The organism is Paraburkholderia madseniana, assembly GCF_009690905.1.
GTDB classification, from domain to species: domain Bacteria; phylum Pseudomonadota; class Gammaproteobacteria; order Burkholderiales; family Burkholderiaceae; genus Paraburkholderia; species Paraburkholderia madseniana.
In genome coordinates, this window is the sequence record NZ_VOSW01000019.1 from 38,801 (window position 1) to 54,836 (window position 16,036).

Consider the following 16,036-nt stretch of genomic DNA (forward strand, 5'->3'; position numbering starts at 1 on the left):
CCCCCGAGCGGGCCGGGCGCGCCGCGGCCGGTCGATCGCACGGCCGCCCGCGTGTGCCGGGGCTTTGCGCGGGGTAGCACTTCGCGCGCGGCGGCGCGCGCGTTACCCGGCTGCCGCCCGCGTACGAAGGGGCCTCGTCGGTAAAAATGGGATAATGCGGATTCTCCGCCCCGCGTCTCGTACACGCCGGGCGATTCGACTCTTCGGCCATCGTCAAACGCATGGCCACAATCGCGAGAAATACGATGATCTACAGCATGACTGGCTATGCGAGCGCCACGCGCGAACTCGTCCCGGCCTCAGGCACAGGCGGCGTGAGCGTATCGGTCGAACTGCGCACGGTGAACTCGCGCTTTCTCGATCTGAACTTCCGGATGCCGGAAGACGTGCGCGTCTGCGAACCGACGTTGCGCGAAATGCTGATGAACAAGCTCTCGCGCGGCAAGGTCGACATCCGTATCAACCTGCAACGCAGCGAACAGTCGGCTAACGCGGGCTCGGTCAATCGCGATGCGCTGACGCAACTCGCGCTGCTCGAGCGCACGGTGTTGTCGACGTTCCCGGAAGCAGGGCGCCTGCGCACCGGAGAAATTCTGCGCTGGCCGGGGGTGCTGGCCGAAACCGGCGTGGCGCCGGACGTGCTGCGCGATGCGGTGCTCGCATGCGGCAAGCAGGCGATTACCGATCTGATCGACGTGCGTGCGCGCGAAGGCGCGCAACTGGCAACGGTGCTGCTCGCCAACGTCACTGAAATGGAAACGATCGTCACGAAGATCACGCCGCTCGTGCCGGAGTTGATCGCCAAGCATCAGCAGAAGATCGTCGAACGTCTGCAGGAAGCGCTGGGTATCGCCGCGCCCGACACGACGGCAACGAGCGTCTCGCGCGAAGAAATCAACGAACGGATTCGCCAGGAAGTGACGATGTACGGCATCCGCATCGACATCGCCGAAGAACTGTCGCGCCTCACGGCTCACCTGAACGAAACGCGTCACGTGATCGAGAAGGGCGGCAAGGTCGGCAAGCGGCTCGACTTCATGATGCAGGAACTGAATCGCGAAGCGAACACGCTCGGCTCGAAGGCGGCGGCGAAGGAACTGGCCGATTCGTCGATGACCCTGAAGCTGCTCATCGAACAGATGCGCGAGCAAGTACAGAATCTGGAGTAAGGCAGGAGCCTCGATAACATGACCGACCACACACGCGAAACCAGCGCACCGCGCAACCCTTACGCCGGTGCTTATCCCGGCAACCTGTTCATGGTGGTCGCGCCTTCGGGCGCGGGCAAGTCGACGCTCGTGAACGCGCTGCTCGCCGGCGACGAAGCGATCCGTCTGTCGATTTCGTACACGACGCGCCCGCCGCGTCCGAAGGAACAGGACGGCGAGCACTATCACTTCACGAAGGTCGACGATTTCCTGACGCGTCACGCGGCCGGCGAGTTTCTGGAAAGCGCGGAAGTGCACGGTAACTACTACGCGACCTCGCGCGTGTGGATCGAAGAGCAGATGAAAAGCGGGCATGACGTGCTGCTCGAAATCGACTGGCAAGGCGCGCAGCAGGTAAAGAAACAGTTTCACAACGCCGTTGAAATTTTCATCTTGCCGCCGTCTCTCGATGCGCTCGAAGAGCGTTTGAAAAAGCGCGGCCAGGACGAGCCGAACGTGATCACGCGCCGTCTGCTCGCAGCCGGCAGCGAGATGGCGCACGCGGCCGAAGCGGAGTATGTCGTGATCAACGACAACTTCGATCGCGCGCTCGGCGAACTGCGCTGCCTCGTGGCGGCGACGCGTTCGCGCTTCGCCTCGCAATACGCGCGTCACACGCAGCTTTTCGTGCAACTCGGCATTCACCTGCCACACGCGTGAACGCGGCGGCATATTGAGCACATAAGGTAGAATAAGCAACATCAATTAACGCCCCCAGACCCGTCGCTTCGCGCCGGCCCCCCGAGGGCAACAAGAAGACTTGGGGCGGCCCAGCGTTTTCTGGAAAGAAGGAACCCAACATGGCCCGCATTACCGTCGAAGACTGCCTCAAACAGATTCCGAACCGTTTCGAACTCGCGCTTGCCGCGACCTATCGCGCGCGTCAGCTCGCACAAGGTCACACGCCGAAGATCGAAAGCCGCGACAAGCCCACGGTCGTCGCATTGCGCGAAATCGCAGCTGGCCAGGTTGGCGTCGAAATGTTGAAGAAGGTGCCTGTTTAAGGCGCACGCTTCCGTTTTCGATTGCCCAGTTGCCATGTAATTGCATCAACGTACAGACCGGCGTCCAACCCTAACCGCTACGGAGGCGAAATTGAGTGCTACCCCGCCCACCGCCACGGAAGTGGAACACGACGCCGATTCTCCCTCGTCTGCACGGAAGTACATCGACGCGGTCCTCGAACAGTCGTTTCGCCATCTGTTCGGGCCGACCGCCACACCGGAGCAACCGCGCCGGCATGACGTCGTTTCGATTGCCAAGCTGACAGGCGTTCTGTCCGGCTATCTTCAGCCGGAAGAAATCAAGGACATCAAGGCAGCTTTCCATTTCAGCGACGAAGCCCACCTTGGTCAGTATCGCCAGAGCGGCGAGCCCTACATCACCCATCCTGTCGCCGTCGCGGAAATCTGCGCCGGCTGGAATCTCGACGCCCAGTCGATCATGGCGGCGCTGCTGCATGACGTGATGGAAGACCAGGGCGTGACCAAGGCCGAACTCGCCGAGCGATTCGGCGCGAAGGTCGCGGAACTGGTCGACGGCTTGTCGAAGTTGGACAAGATGGAGTTTCGCAATCGCGAAGAGGCGCAGGCGGAAAACTTCCGCAAGATGCTCCTCGCGATGGCGCGCGACGTCCGCGTGATTCTGGTCAAGCTCGCCGACCGGCTGCACAATATGCGCACGCTGGGTGCGGTGCCGCATGAAAAGCGCCGCCGCGTGGCGCGTGAGACGCTGGACATCTACGCGCCGATCGCCCACCGGCTTGGCCTGAACAATACCTATCGCGAGCTGCAGGACCTGAGCTTCGCGAACTTCAACCCGCATCGCTACGCCACGCTCGAAAAGGCCGTCAAGGCCGCGCGCGGCAACCGGCGTGAAGTGGTTGGCAAGATTCTGGAGTCGGTGCAGCGCGCGATTGCCGACGCGAAGCTCAACGCCGAAGTCACCGGCCGCGAGAAAACCATCTTCAGTATCTATAAGAAGATGCGCGACAAGCAGTTGTCGTTCTCGCAGGTGCTCGACGTGTACGGCTTCCGCGTGGTGGTCGAAAGTGCGCTGGAGTGCTACACCTGCATCGGCGCGCTGCATGCGCTCTACAAGCCGGTGCCGGGCAAGTTCAAGGATTACATCGCGATCCCGAAGGTGAACGGCTATCAATCGCTGCACACCACGCTGGTCGGCCCGTTTGGCGCGCCGATCGAGTTTCAGGTGCGCACGCGCAAGATGCACGAGATCGCCGAAGCGGGCGTCGCCGCACACTGGTTGTACAAGAACGGCGGCGCGGATCTGAACGACGTGCAAAAGCGCGCGCACCAGTGGCTCAAGTCGCTGCTCGACATTCAGAGCGAAGCGGGCGATTCGAGCGAATTCCTCGAGCACGTCAAGATCGATCTGTTCCCGGATGCGGTGTACGTGTTCACGCCGAAGTCGAAGATCATGGCACTGCCGCGCGGCGCCACCGCACTCGATTTCGCGTATTCGATCCACAGCGATCTGGGCAACCAGTGCGTCGCAGTGAAGATCAACAATGAACTCCTGCCGCTGCGCACCGAGCTGAAGAGCGGCGATATCGTCGAAGTCATTACGGCGCCCTATTCGAAGCCGAATCCGGCCTGGCTTGGATTCGTGCGCACCGGCAAGGCGCGTTCGGCGATCCGCCACTACCTGAAGACCATGCGTCTGAACGAGTCCGTGCAGCTCGGCGAGCGTCTCGTCGACCAGGCGCTGAAGGGCTACGGGCTGGCGCTGTCGGACGTCACGCCTGAAGCGTGGGAAAAGCTGGTGCAGTGGACGGGCAACAAGAACCGTCAGGAAATCTTCGCGGATATCGGTCTTGGCCGCCGTGTTGCCGCAGTCATGGCCAAGCGCATCGAAGTGCTGATGAGCGGCCGCGATGCGGACGACGACGGCTCGCGCGACGGCACAGCATCGCATGCGCCGCCGGTCGTGATCACTGGTACAGAAGGCATGTCGGTGCAACTGTCCGCGTGCTGCCGTCCGATTCCGGGCGACGACATCATGGGCTACATCGGCATCGGCCTCGGCATGGCGATCCACACCACGGACTGCCGCGTCGCGCAGCGTATCCACCGGCGCGATCCGGGCCGCTGGATCGATGTGGCGTGGGCGCCGCAGCCGGGACGTCTGTTCGACGTCGCGGTGAAGGTGCTGGTCAAGAACACCAAGGGCGTATTCGCCCGCGTGGCGGCCGACATCACATCGGCGGATGCGAACATCGTCCACATCGCGATGGACGAAGACCTGTCGCAGGAATCCACGGTGCTGCGTTTCGTGATCCAGGTCAGCGATCGCGTCCATCTCGCCAACGTCATGCGCCGCGTGCGTACGAATCCGGACGTGATGCGTATTGCGCGCGAGCGGCCGAGCGAGGAAGGGCATCACCGTCACGACGGCGGGATGCGGATCGACCGCGAGCGCGCGGATTACTGATCTGACGGCTGGCTGGGTCTGCTCGACCACGTTGGACGTCTGGTCGCCTCGGGCGGCTTCAGGCGGCTTTCGTTTGAATCTGAACGCACCTGCCCGCCAGCGAGTCTCACCGGAACTTCAGGGAGAACGCTTATGAACGTAGCTGACCTCACCGGCGTGGCGCTCGACTATTGGGTGGCCCGCAGCCTGCACGACTTCGTGCGCGAAATCTACTTTACCGACAGCGGCGAAACCGTCTCGATCCGAGGCAATGACCGTGGCCGCCCGTGGGATGGCCGTTTTACGCCGTCCACGTCATGGGAAGCGGCCGCGGCGGTGCTGGAGCGCGCGCAGCGGCTGGAGGTGCGTGAGCGGACCGATCATGGCGCGGCACATTGCATCGCTGAGTTCGAGGGCGGCCATCGAACCGTGGAAGGGCGGGGAGACTCGTTACGGGTTGCGCTGCTGCGGGCGTTTGTTGAAAGCCGTTTCGGCGATAGCGTGGGTGAGGTATTGCGGCAGGCGCAGGCTGTGACTGGCGAGCGCGCGGCGCTGATCGGCGAGGAATCGGCGGAAAGTTCGTTCGTGGATGTGCCGAGTCCCGATGGGCAGATCGGTGATATTCAGTCGATACCGCGATAGCTGCGGTGACGCTGCCAAGGCCTGGGCCCTGGCAGAGTGGACCGGTTGAGCAGAACCGGTCACGTAAAAAACAAAGGGCCTTCCGATCGGAAGGCCCTTCATAGGTGGTGCGGCTGGCAGGATTCGAACCCACGACCCCTTGGTTCGTAGCCAAGTACTCTATCCAACTGAGCTACAGCCGCACGCTAAACAGGTGACGCTAAATACGATGATACTGCAATGAGGCTCGGTAAAACGTAAGGGCCTCCCCGGAGGGAGGCCCTCGAATAAGTGGTGCGGCTGGCAGGATTCGAACCCACGACCCCTTGGTTCGTAGCCAAGTACTCTATCCAACTGAGCTACAGCCGCACGCAGAAACGAGATTATAGCAAAGGTTTTCAAAAAGGGAAGCATGTAACTGCGATTTGTCTCATTGCCCTGATCGTGTACCCTTGATAGGCAGTCGCTTGCTGCAGTTAACGGACCATCATGAACAAGGCCTTTGTCAAAGAGTCGAGTGAAGAGAATGACGACGATCTCGACGTCGCCCAGCCCGAAATCCCCCCGGGTACGAAAAACTACATCACGCCCGCCGGCTACCGGCGGATGCGCGACGAACTGCTGCATCTGATCGATGTCGAGCGGCCGGAGGTGGTCAGACTGGTGTCGTGGGCGGCCTCGAACGGCGACCGCTCGGAAAACGGCGACTACATCTATGGCAAACGCCGTCTGCGAGAAATCGATCGGCGGATCCGCTTTCTGACCAAGCGCCTCGACATCGCTGAAATAGTCGACAGCAGCAAACAGGAAAACGTCGATCAGGTGTTCTTCGGCGCGACTGTCGAATATGCGACGGAAGACGGCGAGGTGCATACGCTGACGGTTGTTGGCGTCGATGAGGTCGACCTGGATGTCGGCCACGTGAGCTGGATCTCGCCGATCGCGCGAGCGCTGCTCAAGGCCAAAATTGGCGATACGGTGACCTTGTACACGCCCGCCGGCCCACAGCCGATCGACATCCTGGACGTCAAGTATCCGCTGCCTGATACCGGCGGCGGTGCAGCATAAAAAAAGGCGCCGCGAACGGCGCCTTCGATGCTGCGGATGTTGCCGGCCGCTTTAGAAGCGGTGACGCAGACCAGCGGTCACAGCGACTTGGCTGTTCGTCGACGACGCCGCACCCAGGCCATTGATGTTTGCAACCAGGCCCGAGCCTTCGTTGACGCGCTGATACTCACCCTGCAGGTACACGTCCGTGCGCTTCGACAGCGCGTAGTCCGTTTGCAGGTTGAACTGGTTGTAGTTCGGGCGCACACCGTTCAGGCTGGCGCGCGTGTAGGTGTACGAACCCGCCACGCTCACTGCCGGCGTGAGGGCATAGCGGCCGTTCACTTCGAAGTTCTGGAAGTGAGCGCTGTTGCTCGGCAGGGAGACGGCAGCCGAGGTACCCCCTGCAGCTGAGCTGATGCTGGTCAGGCCGGTCAGGTTGGTTTGCGTGTACAGGAGGCCAGCCGTTGCCGGGCCGAACGTGTAGTTCGCGCCTGCCCCCCAGGTTTGCTGACGCTTTGCTCCGAACGTGAAGTCGTCCGACACTGCGCCGCCGGTATTCGCCGTGCCGCTGCCGTTCAACTGCATGAACGCAGCTGCGACGTTCAGGCCACCCCAGTTATACGTTCCACCAACGCTGTATGCGCGGTTGTTCGCAAATCCGCCAGCCTGGTTCGAGAAGCCGTACATGGCGCCGCCCTTGAAGCCGCCGTAGTTCACGCTGGTGTACTTGACCGAGTTGTTGACGCGGAACGAGTTGTTCAGGTTGTCGTTATCGAACGGGTGGGCGAACTGCGTGCCGCCGTATTGCGTGCCCGTCAGGGACAGCGGGCCGACGTAGTCCACCATGCTGTCGTATTGACGACCGAGGGTCACGGCGCCGAACTGGTCGCTCGACAGGCCGACGAACGCTTGACGGCCGAATTCACGGCCACCTTGCTTCAGCGTGCCGTTGTTGATGCCGAAACCGTTTTCCAACGTGAAGATGGCCTTGAGACCGCCACCGAGGTCTTCAGAGCCACGCAAGCCCCAACGGCTGCCGTTCACTGAACCGCTGGTTTCTTGCCAATTGCTGTGGCCGTGCTGGTTATTGGTATAGGTGATGCCGGCATCGATCAAGCCATACAGCGTGACGCTGCTCTGGGCATGTGCTGCCGTTGCAAAAACGCCCGTGAGGGCCGCGACCATGAGAGTCTTTTTCATCTTGTAACTCCGAGAGCTAGAGTGGGCGTTGAACCCAGGCTTAAGGAGACCATCACGCGGGCGCTGCGAGAGGCGAAATCCGCATGAGAAGCGCGCTGTACGCCACGCGCGCCGGTTTCCGGTTACGCAGAGTGTAGAGAGACGCTCGCAAAGCGGATGTTCCGATTTCCACAATAAAGTATTACTGGATATGAAACGATAGGCGAATAGCGTTTAAGCCTTGCTGATAAAGGCTTGCAGCGCTATTGAGGGGGGCGTGAGAGGTGAGTCAACTGAATTGCGTTGCACATTCGCTACAGTAATCGATGCAAAAAAACAACGCGATAAATCGTAAAAAAGGATTGTTGTCGCTATAGCAATAGATGGTTGTCGATTATGCGAATAATCGATCTCGACTAAGCCGTTATACTGAAATCTCTGCTTTCCGAAGCAGACTTTTTCGTTGACGAAAAAGATCTCCAAACCTTTGTCGGCGCGACTTCCCAGTCGCGCTTTTTTTTTGCCTTCCGGTTGCGGATTCGCGGACGTTAGTCAGTGCGCCGGCGCAGCACCGTCCACATCACTCCAGTCGGTTGTCACCGAGACGCTCCAGTCTTCCATCACATAGCGGCGTGCATCCATGGGGGACGAGAGCAGATTTTGCCAGTGATCCCCATGCCACATGGGATCGACCTCGAAGGCCGAGGGTGATGGAGCGACCGGCTCGGATTGCGAGGGAACTGTCTTTGCGTGGGATTGGGTGAACCAGGCGATGAAGCGACGGAATTCATTGAACAGCATGGCAATCTCCTGACGCGCATTACTTCGCGCTACTGATTTCCATGATGCTGGCATGAGTGCGGCGCAACAACTCGGACAAACACTTACTAAAAACATCTTCTGTTACATGTTTTCGTGGGTATGCCGAATTTTTTTCCGATATCGGTTGTGCCCGATATCGAGTGAGTAATATTGACGTGAAAAGCGATTCTGTTTTCGCTGAATATGCGGTCGGAATTCGTCGATTCATTTGGCATTGACTTATCGCGCCGCATGCTAAGTGAATATGAAAAATTCGCTTGACGTTGTTTCTTCGTTCCCCGTATAACAGCAAAGCTGAATTTCAATTGCCAGATATGAAAGTGCCGAAGGCTTCAGAAATGCCCGATCGCAGATGAAATGGCCATGAAATGCAGTTTGAGGGCAATGCCCCGATTTTGATAAATCCTCGAGGGAAACTGGAATATGGAAACTGGTATCGTCAAATGGTTCAACGATGCTAAGGGCTTTGGCTTCATTACATCGGATTCGGGTGGCGAAGACCTGTTCGCGCACTTTTCGGAGATCCGCACCGAAGGCTTCAAGTCGTTGAAGGAAAGCCAGCGCGTCTCCTTCGAGGTCAAGGCCGGCCCGAAGGGCAAGCAAGCGGCGAACATTCAACCGCTGTAAGCCGCACCGCGCTGCTCCGCGTATGTCGCCGGGCAGCCTGATCGCCGGAAAGCCTTCGCACGACGCGAAGGCTTTTTTATGGGCATTCGTTATTATCATCGCGGCATAAACGATTAACTACCTGGTTCGAATTAATCTGGAGAAGATCGGGGGCGTAAAATTGAGCCCTGGAATCTAAAATCGACATCATAGAAATATAATAATTAACAGCTTTATGAGCGAATCGCAGGTCGTGCCGGAATCCAGTCTTTGTGCCGCACGGCGACAAGGGCAAAGCAATACTGGCTGGGTGCGCGGCGGCTAACTGGTGCATACTTGCCGCAAAGCCACGCGTCCAAAGTATCCCTTTCCATGTCTGAACAGTTTCTGCCGCAACCGGCCCTAGATGTGCCAATCGTCTTCGTCGACCTTGAAACCACCGGCGGCTCGACCAGTGAGCATCGCATTACCGAAGTCGGCGTGGTTGAAATAGGACCGGCCGGCGTGTCGCGTTGGAGCAGCCTGGTCGACCCTCAGCAACCGATTCCTTCCTTCATTCAGCAGCTCACCGGCATCACGAATGCGATGGTGCGAGGCGCGCCTACTTTCGACGTCATTGCGCCGGCATTGTTCGAGCGCCTGAACGGCAAACTGTTCGTCGCGCACAACGCCAGTTTCGATCGCGGTTTTCTGCGTGGGGAGTTTCGCCGGGCCGGACTAGCGTTCGATCCGGATGTGTTGTGTACCGTGCGCCTGTCACGCGCGTTGTTTCCGGCGGAAAAGCGCCATGGGCTCGATGCATTGGTGGAGCGTCATGGTCTCGTCCCGTCCGATCGTCACCGCGCACTTGCGGACGCCGATCTGATCTGGCAGTTCTGGCAACGTCTGCATGGCGGTCTCGTGCCACCGGACGTTTTGCAGGCGCAGATCGAGCGAACTACGCGGCGCTACCGGCTTGCAGGCGACATCACCGAAGATCTGCTCGACACGGCGCCAGCCGGATGCGGTGTCTACGCGTTCTATGGAGAAGGCGACCTGCCGCTCTATGTTGGGCGAAGCGTGCGTGTGCGTCAGCGGCTGCGTTCTCACTTGACGGGGGAGCGGCGGTCGTCGAAGGACGTGAGGCTCGCGCAACAAGTACGGCGTGTCGAGTGGCTCGCGACCGGTGGCGAGCTGGGCGCCATGCTCGCGGAGGCGCAATGGATCGCGACGCTGCGTCCCGGCCATAACCGGGTGCCGCGCGTCTTGAAGAGCGATCCCGTGGATGCGCCGTGGCCGTTCGAAGGTCCGATCGTGTTTGAGGAGCGTGAAGAAGCGTCGCACGCGCGTGCCTTTCATGTCGTCGACCGGTGGCGTTACCTTGGGCATGCGCCTTCGCTCGCCCAGGCGGCCGCGCTGCATGCTTCGAGCGAGGGTGGACCGTTCGAACTGTCGACCTATCGTCTTCTGCAAAGCCATCTGGCGCGCGGCTTGCGCGTGATGCCCTTGAGCGTCTCGAGCGGCACGCCTGTGCCGAGTCTGGCTTAACGCGAGTTTCGTGCGACAACCCGCTCATCAGGGCGGGTTCAATCCGCACCTGAGAGCGTTGGACCGATCGGAGTCTCAGACTCCGTTCGACCGCACCAACCGATCATCCCGTCGCACCGACTCCACCCGCTTCGCACACATGACCGAGAGCGCGCGTCAACGCGCTCGAATGGGCCGAGTCATAGCGCGTCAGTGATTTCCAGTTAGCAAGCGATTGCGCCACGCGCGACGGACAATCCTGCGCTGTGCGCAGCGGTTGCACCCGTGCGAGTCCGGCCACGAGCGACTGCGTCAGCCGGTCCAACTCCGGCCTCGTGCTGGTGGCAAGGTCGGGCGCAGGGCCTTCGGGCGGCCGCGTGCTGCGCCAGGTGTCAAACAGCGCGTTTTGCACTTCCTTACTGGCGTCGATCTGATCCTGGAAGAAGGCGCGCGCAAACGCTGGATCGACGTTCGCTGCGACGGCGCGCTTTTCGACGTCGGCGAGCAACGCATTCTCGCGCGGTGTATCCGTAATCGCCTGGTGGTTCGCCCACTTCCAGCGCGCAACGGGTTCCGCGAGCGCGAGGCGCTGCGAAGCCAGTGCAATCAGGTTGGTGAGAGCGGTGTCGTCGCCATCCGCGACGGCAGGGGCGGGCGCGAGCGCAAGCGCCGTGAACAACGCGAGCGCGCATGACGCTCCAAAGCGATACGAGCGATTCATGGAAGGCGGGAGTGGCCGGTGGCCGCGGAAGAAAAAACAGAAGAATAGACGATGCGCGGATCAAGCGGGCGCGCTGAACGACTGAAAACAAGCTGCCGGGATATTTAAAGGCGCCCTAGGCGCCTATCAGAGACAGAGACAGAGACAGAGACGAGCGCTCTCAGTGCGCCGGGCGAAATCAGCCGGGCGTCACAATCAAGCAGGCGTAACCCGCGTCGCGAAAGCGGCAAACGACAATCGTAGGGGCACGTAGCAACTTTCGCCGCGCGCCGGACGCGCGGACGCTGATGCTGCATCGCGCCACCGCACACTTACTTCGAGTCGCACGACTTACGTTGTTCGTCGAAAAATGCGCGAACGTGCTCAGGCAGTTCGGCACCCAGAAACTCGACGCCAGCGGGTTCCGGATCCGGGCTAAAAACTTTATCCGGGGTCGGAATCTTCGGTGGTTTGGCATCCATGATCTCTCTCCTTTACAAACCGATTATCTGCCTCGGTCCCCGTTTTGCACCAGTGTCCGATGCGGCTCACATGTTGTGTGTTGCTTTAACGGTACAGCCTTACATTGGAACGGAATGTTTGAATAGAATTTATCGGTTGACTGCGCAGAACTGAATTTGCAGCAGCCAATCAAAAACAGTCCGATATCTTCGCCATTCCCTTCCCAGCCTTGCCCCATGCGCCTTCCGCGCATTATCTCTGTTGCGTCACAGCAACAGCCTGTTCGTACCCGTTGATATGAACAAATCGCGGCGATTTTTGTGCGCTGCCGCATCGGAAGGATTTTCTCCGCGTTAGTCCGAACGTTCGTTTATTACCGATTGGTTCAGCGCGCTCATTCAGCCCCCTAATTGTTTGTAAACGAACGATTGCGCGACTTCGTTGACGAACAGGAATACTTTCCTGAATATTTTTTGCAAATAAAAAGCGCCGCGCTCCAGACGAAGCGCGGCGCTCGCTGTGGACGATTTTTACGCGTTCGGCGCCGGAATTGTCACGGGCGCGGAGTAGGCCGCAGGTTTATCGGCGACTTCGACCTGGCCATGAATCCGCGCCTGATGACCGTCGGCAAACATGTAGTACGGGAATGGACGGGCCGGTTCCGAGACGGCGTCGAGACGCGCGATCAATTCCGGCGCGAGCGTGAAATCGAGCGAGCCGAGCGATTCCTGCAGCTGCTCGGGCCGGGTTGCGCCGACAATGATGCTCGACACGCCGCGCTTGTGATGCAGCCAGTTCAGCGCAACTTGCGCCATCGGCCGCTCCGCCAGATTCGCGACGGCCTCCAGTTCCGCGACGATGCGGAAGTTGCGCTCGGTCAGCTTGTCGAATCCCGGCGGCGGCGCGCTGGCCATGCTCGCAAGGCGCCCGTCGCCGGAAACAGCGCTCGCCGCTCCGCCTTGCGAAGGACGGTATTTGCCCGACAACACGCCCATACCCAGCGGACTCCACGGCACGAGCCCCATGCCCAGATTGGCGGCGAGATCGGCGAACTCGTTTTCGGCGTTGCGCTCGATCATCGAGTATTCGAGTTGCATCGCCGCGACCGGTTCGAAGCCGCGCCAGTCGGCAAGCGTCTGCGCCCGCCCGCGAACCACGCGGGCGTATCCGACAGGCCGACGTAACGGATCTTGCCTGCGCGCACGGCGTCGTCCATCGCGCGCATTACTTCGTCCACCGGCGTGACGCGATCCCATGTGTGCAGGTAATACAGGTCGATGTAGTCGGTGCCCAGACGCTTGAGCGAGCCGTCGAGCGCGCGCAGCAGATTCTTGCGATGGTTGCCGCCCGCGTTCGGATTGCCGGTCTCGGCGTTGTAGCCGTACTTGGTGGCGATCACGAGCCGGTCGCGCAGACCGCGCGCCGCGACGAATTTGCCGAGCCATTTCTCACTGGTGCCTTCGGTGTACAGGTCCGCGGTGTCGACGAAGTTGCCGCCGGCATCCACGTACAGATCGAACAGGCGTTGCGCCGCTTGTTCGTCGGCGCCCCAGCCCCATTCGGTGCCGAAGGTCATCGTGCCGAGTGCGATCGGGCTCACGCGAAGGCCCGAGCGGCCGAGCAGGGTGTAGCGGTCCATCGTCATATCAGTCTCCTTGAGCGGTGAGGCGGGAAGCGTTGAATCGATGGCGTTATCGTGCGCCGATTCTTTGCTTGGAAAAATGCCGTCCGTCTGCAAGGATTGTGAAGTCTGGCTTAATAATGGAGATCGCGATGGACCCAGCCCAGTTGCCGGCGTTGATGGCATTCGCGAGCGTGGCGCGCCACGGCAGTTTCACGCACGCGGCTGCGGAAACCGGCGTGACGGCATCGGCGTTGTCGCAAAGCATTCGTTCGCTTGAGACTCAACTGAATGTGCGCCTGTTCAACCGGACCACCCGGCGTGTTGCCCTGACGGAAGCTGGCGCGCAGTTTCTCGCGCGCGTGCTGCCTGCGCTGGGTGAACTGGAGGCGGCCTTCGAGGCGCTCGATGAAACTCGCGAGCAGCCCGCCGGCACGCTGCGCATCAATTTGCCGAGAGTCGCGAGCGAGCTGCTGGTGTTGCCGCATCTGGCCGAGTTCACGCGTCGCTATCCGCAGATCCGTCTTGATCTGACACTCGACGATGGTTTCGCTGACTTGGTCGGCGAAGGTTTCGACGCGGGAATCCGGCTCGGCGAACGGATCGCGCAGGACATGGTGGCGGTACCCTTGGGCGGCGAGATCCGCATTGTCGTAGCCGGCTCACCGGCCTATTTCGAGCGCTATCCGGCGCCGGCGACGCCATCCGATCTCGCCGCTCACGATTGCCTGCGCTACCGCTTCTCGACCAGCGGCGGCATCTATCGATGGGAGTTCGCGCAGCCTGACGATCCGTCGCGTGTGTTCGAAGTCGAGACACGCGGGAGTCTCGTCACCAACGATCTGTACACGATGGTGCGGGCGGCGGAGCAGGGAGTGGGCCTCCTCCACGTGATCGACGACTACGTGAACGAGCAACTCGAAGACGGCCGCCTGGTCCGCGTGCTGGACGGGTGGTGTCCGAGCTTTCCGGGCTTTTATCTGTACACGGCGAGCCGCGCGCAAATGCCGTTCAAGCTGCGCGCGCTGATCGATTTCCTCCGGGAGAAGCGCGAAGTCCGATAGACCTCGCGTGTTGCTGCAGCTTCAGGCTGTGAATCGTTGCGTCGGACAGGATGCCGTGCGGCTCTCCCCGGGTGGTGTCTGCAACTGCCGTTGGTTTGTCGTTCGCCTCGATCGTGCCGCCGACTATCATTGAAGCGGCTATCTGCGGCACAGGGTGCGGTGGATAACGGAAGCGCCGGCACCGGCGCGGAAGATGGCTGTCTTCGCCCTTCAGAGAGTTCGCCATGGAAAACGCTGTCTACTGGAAAGGACGTCAGGTCGGTATCGAGTGCGCTGGCCGGACCTTGTGGTTTTCGTCGGCGCCGCAGGAAGCCGTGTTGGCATATGGCACGAAGCCGGCTGAGAACGTGATTGTTGAAGATGCGGTCGTCGTTCGCAATCTCGGCGTGACCGCGCGAAGCGATCGATTGGATTTTGGCGGCTTAAGGGGCGCTACCGTTGATCGTTGTGACGGTCGGTTGAAGCGGGAGCCGCGTTGAAAACCGGCACCAGAAAGCAAAAAGCCCAGTCACGAGGACTGGGCTTTTTGCTTGAATCTTGTGGTGCCGGAAAGAGGAATCGAACCCCCGACCTTCGCATTACGAATGCGCTGCTCTACCGTCTGAGCTATTCCGGCATCAGGAGAAACGAGATTATAGGGACTTCTTCAGGAACTTGGCAAGCCCCCGCGGTCACTTTTTTGTTTCGAGATGGTAGCGCGTGACGCGGTCGACTTCGTTCTTCGAGCCGAGGAACACCGCCACACGTTCGTGCAGACTTTTCGGCTGGATGTCCAGAATCCGCTTCTCGCCGTTGGTCGCGGCGCCCCCGGCCTGCTCGACGATGAACGCCATCGGGTTTGCTTCGTACATCAGGCGGAGCTTGCCCGGCTTGTCCGGCGTGCGCTTGTCGGCCGGGTACATGAAGATGCCGCCGCGGTTCAGGATACGGTGCACGTCAGCCACCATCGATGCGATCCAGCGCATGTTGAAGTCGCTCTGGCGCGAACCGTCCTTGCCGTCTTTCAACTCGCCGATGTATTTCTCGACCGGCGGATACCAGTGACGCTCGTTCGACGCGTTGATCGCATATTCACGCGTTTCAACCGGAATGCGCATATCGCTTTGCGTGAGTACCCACGAACCCAGTTCGCGGTCGAGTGTGAAGCAGTTCACGCCGTTGCCGGTGGTCAGCACCAGCACGGTTTGCGGGCCGTACACCGCATAACCTGCCGCGACCTGCTGCGTTCCGGGTTGCAGGAACGACTGTTCGGTGGGCTGCTGGCCGTCCGGGCAGCGCAGCACCGAGAAGATTGTGCCGATCGACACGTTGACGTCGATGTTCGACGAGCCGTCGAGCGGATCGAACACCAGCAGGTATTCGCCCTTCGGGTAGTTGGCGGGGATCGGGAAGAACTGCTCCATTTCCTCGGACGCCATGCCCGCCAGGTTGCCGCCCCATTCATTCGCTTCGAGCAGGATTTCGTTCGACAGGATGTCGAGCTTCTTCTGCACTTCGCCCTGAACGTTCTCGCTGCCCGCGGTGCCGAGCGCATCGCCCAGCGCGCCCTTGCTGACGTGGTAGCTGATCGCCTTGCACGCGCGCGCGACGACTTCGATCAAGAGGCGCAGGTCGGCCGGCAGGTTGTTGGTCTCGCGCTGCTGCTCGATCAGGTACTTCGTGAGAGTGGTACGACGTTGCAAAGCCATTGCTGTACTCCGGGAAGGCTTAGGGAATGTCTCGATTTTAACCGCTCGCTGTGTCGGTTCCGTGCTTTTGAGATACGAGG

At 60.5% G+C, this 16,036-nt stretch carries 16 protein-coding genes and 3 tRNA genes; 9 read left to right on the plus strand and 10 right to left on the minus strand.

What is annotated here, in order from left to right:
* Window positions 1–245: 245 nt before the first annotated feature.
* The 5 genes from FSO04_RS12200 (at window position 246) to FSO04_RS12220 (ending at window position 5,279) form a co-directional block, all read left to right on the plus strand.
* Complete coding sequence (locus FSO04_RS12200; RefSeq protein ID WP_154559926.1) at window positions 246–1,169, plus strand: YicC/YloC family endoribonuclease; 924 nt, start codon at window positions 246–248, stop codon at window positions 1,167–1,169.
* Between the two features lie 18 nt (window positions 1,170–1,187).
* Window positions 1,188–1,868 (plus strand): guanylate kinase, encoded by a 681-nt coding sequence (gene gmk / locus FSO04_RS12205; protein ID WP_154559927.1) that lies wholly within the window; start codon window positions 1,188–1,190, stop codon window positions 1,866–1,868.
* A 140-nt stretch (window positions 1,869–2,008) separates the two neighbouring features.
* On the plus strand, window positions 2,009–2,212 hold the full coding sequence (gene rpoZ / locus FSO04_RS12210) for a DNA-directed RNA polymerase subunit omega (protein WP_006025620.1): 204 nt from the start codon (window positions 2,009–2,011) through the stop codon (window positions 2,210–2,212).
* A gap of 91 nt (window positions 2,213–2,303) precedes the next feature.
* Window positions 2,304–4,658 carry a RelA/SpoT family protein gene (locus FSO04_RS12215; RefSeq protein ID WP_154559928.1) on the plus strand — a complete coding sequence of 785 codons (2,355 nt, stop codon included), beginning with the start codon at window positions 2,304–2,306 and terminating at the stop codon, window positions 4,656–4,658.
* 132 nt (window positions 4,659–4,790) lie between these two features.
* Window positions 4,791–5,279, plus strand: a complete 489-nt coding sequence (locus FSO04_RS12220) for a phage protein NinX family protein (protein ID WP_154559929.1) — start codon at window positions 4,791–4,793, stop codon at window positions 5,277–5,279.
* Window positions 5,280–5,384: 105 nt separating this feature from the next.
* Here the strand turns inward: FSO04_RS12220 and FSO04_RS12225 are convergent.
* Both FSO04_RS12225 and FSO04_RS12230 read right to left on the minus strand, forming a co-directional pair.
* Window positions 5,385–5,461, minus strand: a tRNA-Arg gene (locus tag FSO04_RS12225).
* A gap of 89 nt (window positions 5,462–5,550) precedes the next feature.
* Window positions 5,551–5,627, minus strand: a tRNA-Arg gene (locus FSO04_RS12230).
* A 120-nt stretch (window positions 5,628–5,747) separates the two neighbouring features.
* Here FSO04_RS12230 and greB point away from each other — a divergent pair.
* Window positions 5,748–6,326, plus strand: coding sequence for a transcription elongation factor GreB (gene greB, locus FSO04_RS12235; RefSeq protein WP_154559930.1), 579 nt, complete (start codon window positions 5,748–5,750; stop codon window positions 6,324–6,326).
* Between the two features lie 51 nt (window positions 6,327–6,377).
* Here the strand turns inward: greB and FSO04_RS12240 are convergent, their stop codons facing one another.
* A complete protein-coding gene (locus FSO04_RS12240; protein WP_154559931.1) occupies window positions 6,378–7,508 on the minus strand; it encodes a porin in 1,131 nt (376 codons plus the stop codon).
* Between the two features lie 531 nt (window positions 7,509–8,039).
* On the minus strand, window positions 8,040–8,288 hold the full coding sequence (locus tag FSO04_RS12245) for a hypothetical protein (protein WP_154559932.1): 249 nt from the start codon (window positions 8,286–8,288) through the stop codon (window positions 8,040–8,042).
* Between the two features lie 444 nt (window positions 8,289–8,732).
* Here FSO04_RS12245 and FSO04_RS12250 point away from each other — a divergent pair, with 444 nt between their 5' ends.
* Window positions 8,733–8,936, plus strand: a complete 204-nt coding sequence (locus tag FSO04_RS12250) for a cold-shock protein (RefSeq protein WP_054037310.1) — start codon at window positions 8,733–8,735, stop codon at window positions 8,934–8,936.
* A gap of 351 nt (window positions 8,937–9,287) precedes the next feature.
* The gene (locus FSO04_RS12255; protein WP_154559933.1) at window positions 9,288–10,442 is read left to right on the plus strand and encodes an exonuclease domain-containing protein; all 1,155 of its coding nucleotides are present in this window, start codon (window positions 9,288–9,290) and stop codon (window positions 10,440–10,442) included.
* Window positions 10,443–10,545: 103 nt separating this feature from the next.
* Here FSO04_RS12255 and FSO04_RS12260 read toward each other — a convergent pair whose 3' ends face one another.
* From FSO04_RS12260 to FSO04_RS48270, 4 genes are all read right to left on the minus strand, one after another.
* Window positions 10,546–11,142: a chorismate mutase gene (locus FSO04_RS12260; RefSeq protein WP_154559934.1), complete on the minus strand. Its 597-nt coding sequence runs from the start codon at window positions 11,140–11,142 to the stop codon at window positions 10,546–10,548.
* 311 nt (window positions 11,143–11,453) lie between these two features.
* Window positions 11,454–11,603: a hypothetical protein gene (locus tag FSO04_RS46320; RefSeq protein WP_028200145.1), complete on the minus strand. Its 150-nt coding sequence runs from the start codon at window positions 11,601–11,603 to the stop codon at window positions 11,454–11,456.
* Window positions 11,604–12,113: 510 nt separating this feature from the next.
* Window positions 12,114–12,680, minus strand: coding sequence for an aldo/keto reductase (locus FSO04_RS48265; RefSeq protein WP_267905026.1), 567 nt, complete (start codon window positions 12,678–12,680; stop codon window positions 12,114–12,116).
* On the minus strand, window positions 12,659–13,228 hold the full coding sequence (locus FSO04_RS48270; protein WP_267905027.1) for an aldo/keto reductase: 570 nt from the start codon (window positions 13,226–13,228) through the stop codon (window positions 12,659–12,661). The genes FSO04_RS48265 and FSO04_RS48270 overlap by 22 nt, the downstream gene beginning before the upstream one ends.
* A 128-nt stretch (window positions 13,229–13,356) precedes the next feature.
* Here FSO04_RS48270 and FSO04_RS12270 point away from each other — a divergent pair, with 128 nt between their 5' ends.
* Window positions 13,357–14,268 carry a LysR family transcriptional regulator gene (locus FSO04_RS12270; RefSeq protein ID WP_199203024.1) on the plus strand — a complete coding sequence of 304 codons (912 nt, stop codon included), beginning with the start codon at window positions 13,357–13,359 and terminating at the stop codon, window positions 14,266–14,268.
* Between the two features lie 540 nt (window positions 14,269–14,808).
* Here the strand turns inward: FSO04_RS12270 and FSO04_RS12275 are convergent.
* Both FSO04_RS12275 and FSO04_RS12280 read right to left on the minus strand, forming a co-directional pair.
* A tRNA-Thr gene (locus FSO04_RS12275) sits at window positions 14,809–14,884 on the minus strand.
* A gap of 55 nt (window positions 14,885–14,939) precedes the next feature.
* Window positions 14,940–15,956: a class 1 fructose-bisphosphatase gene (locus FSO04_RS12280; protein WP_054037301.1), complete on the minus strand. Its 1,017-nt coding sequence runs from the start codon at window positions 15,954–15,956 to the stop codon at window positions 14,940–14,942.
* Window positions 15,957–16,036 lie beyond the last annotated feature (80 nt).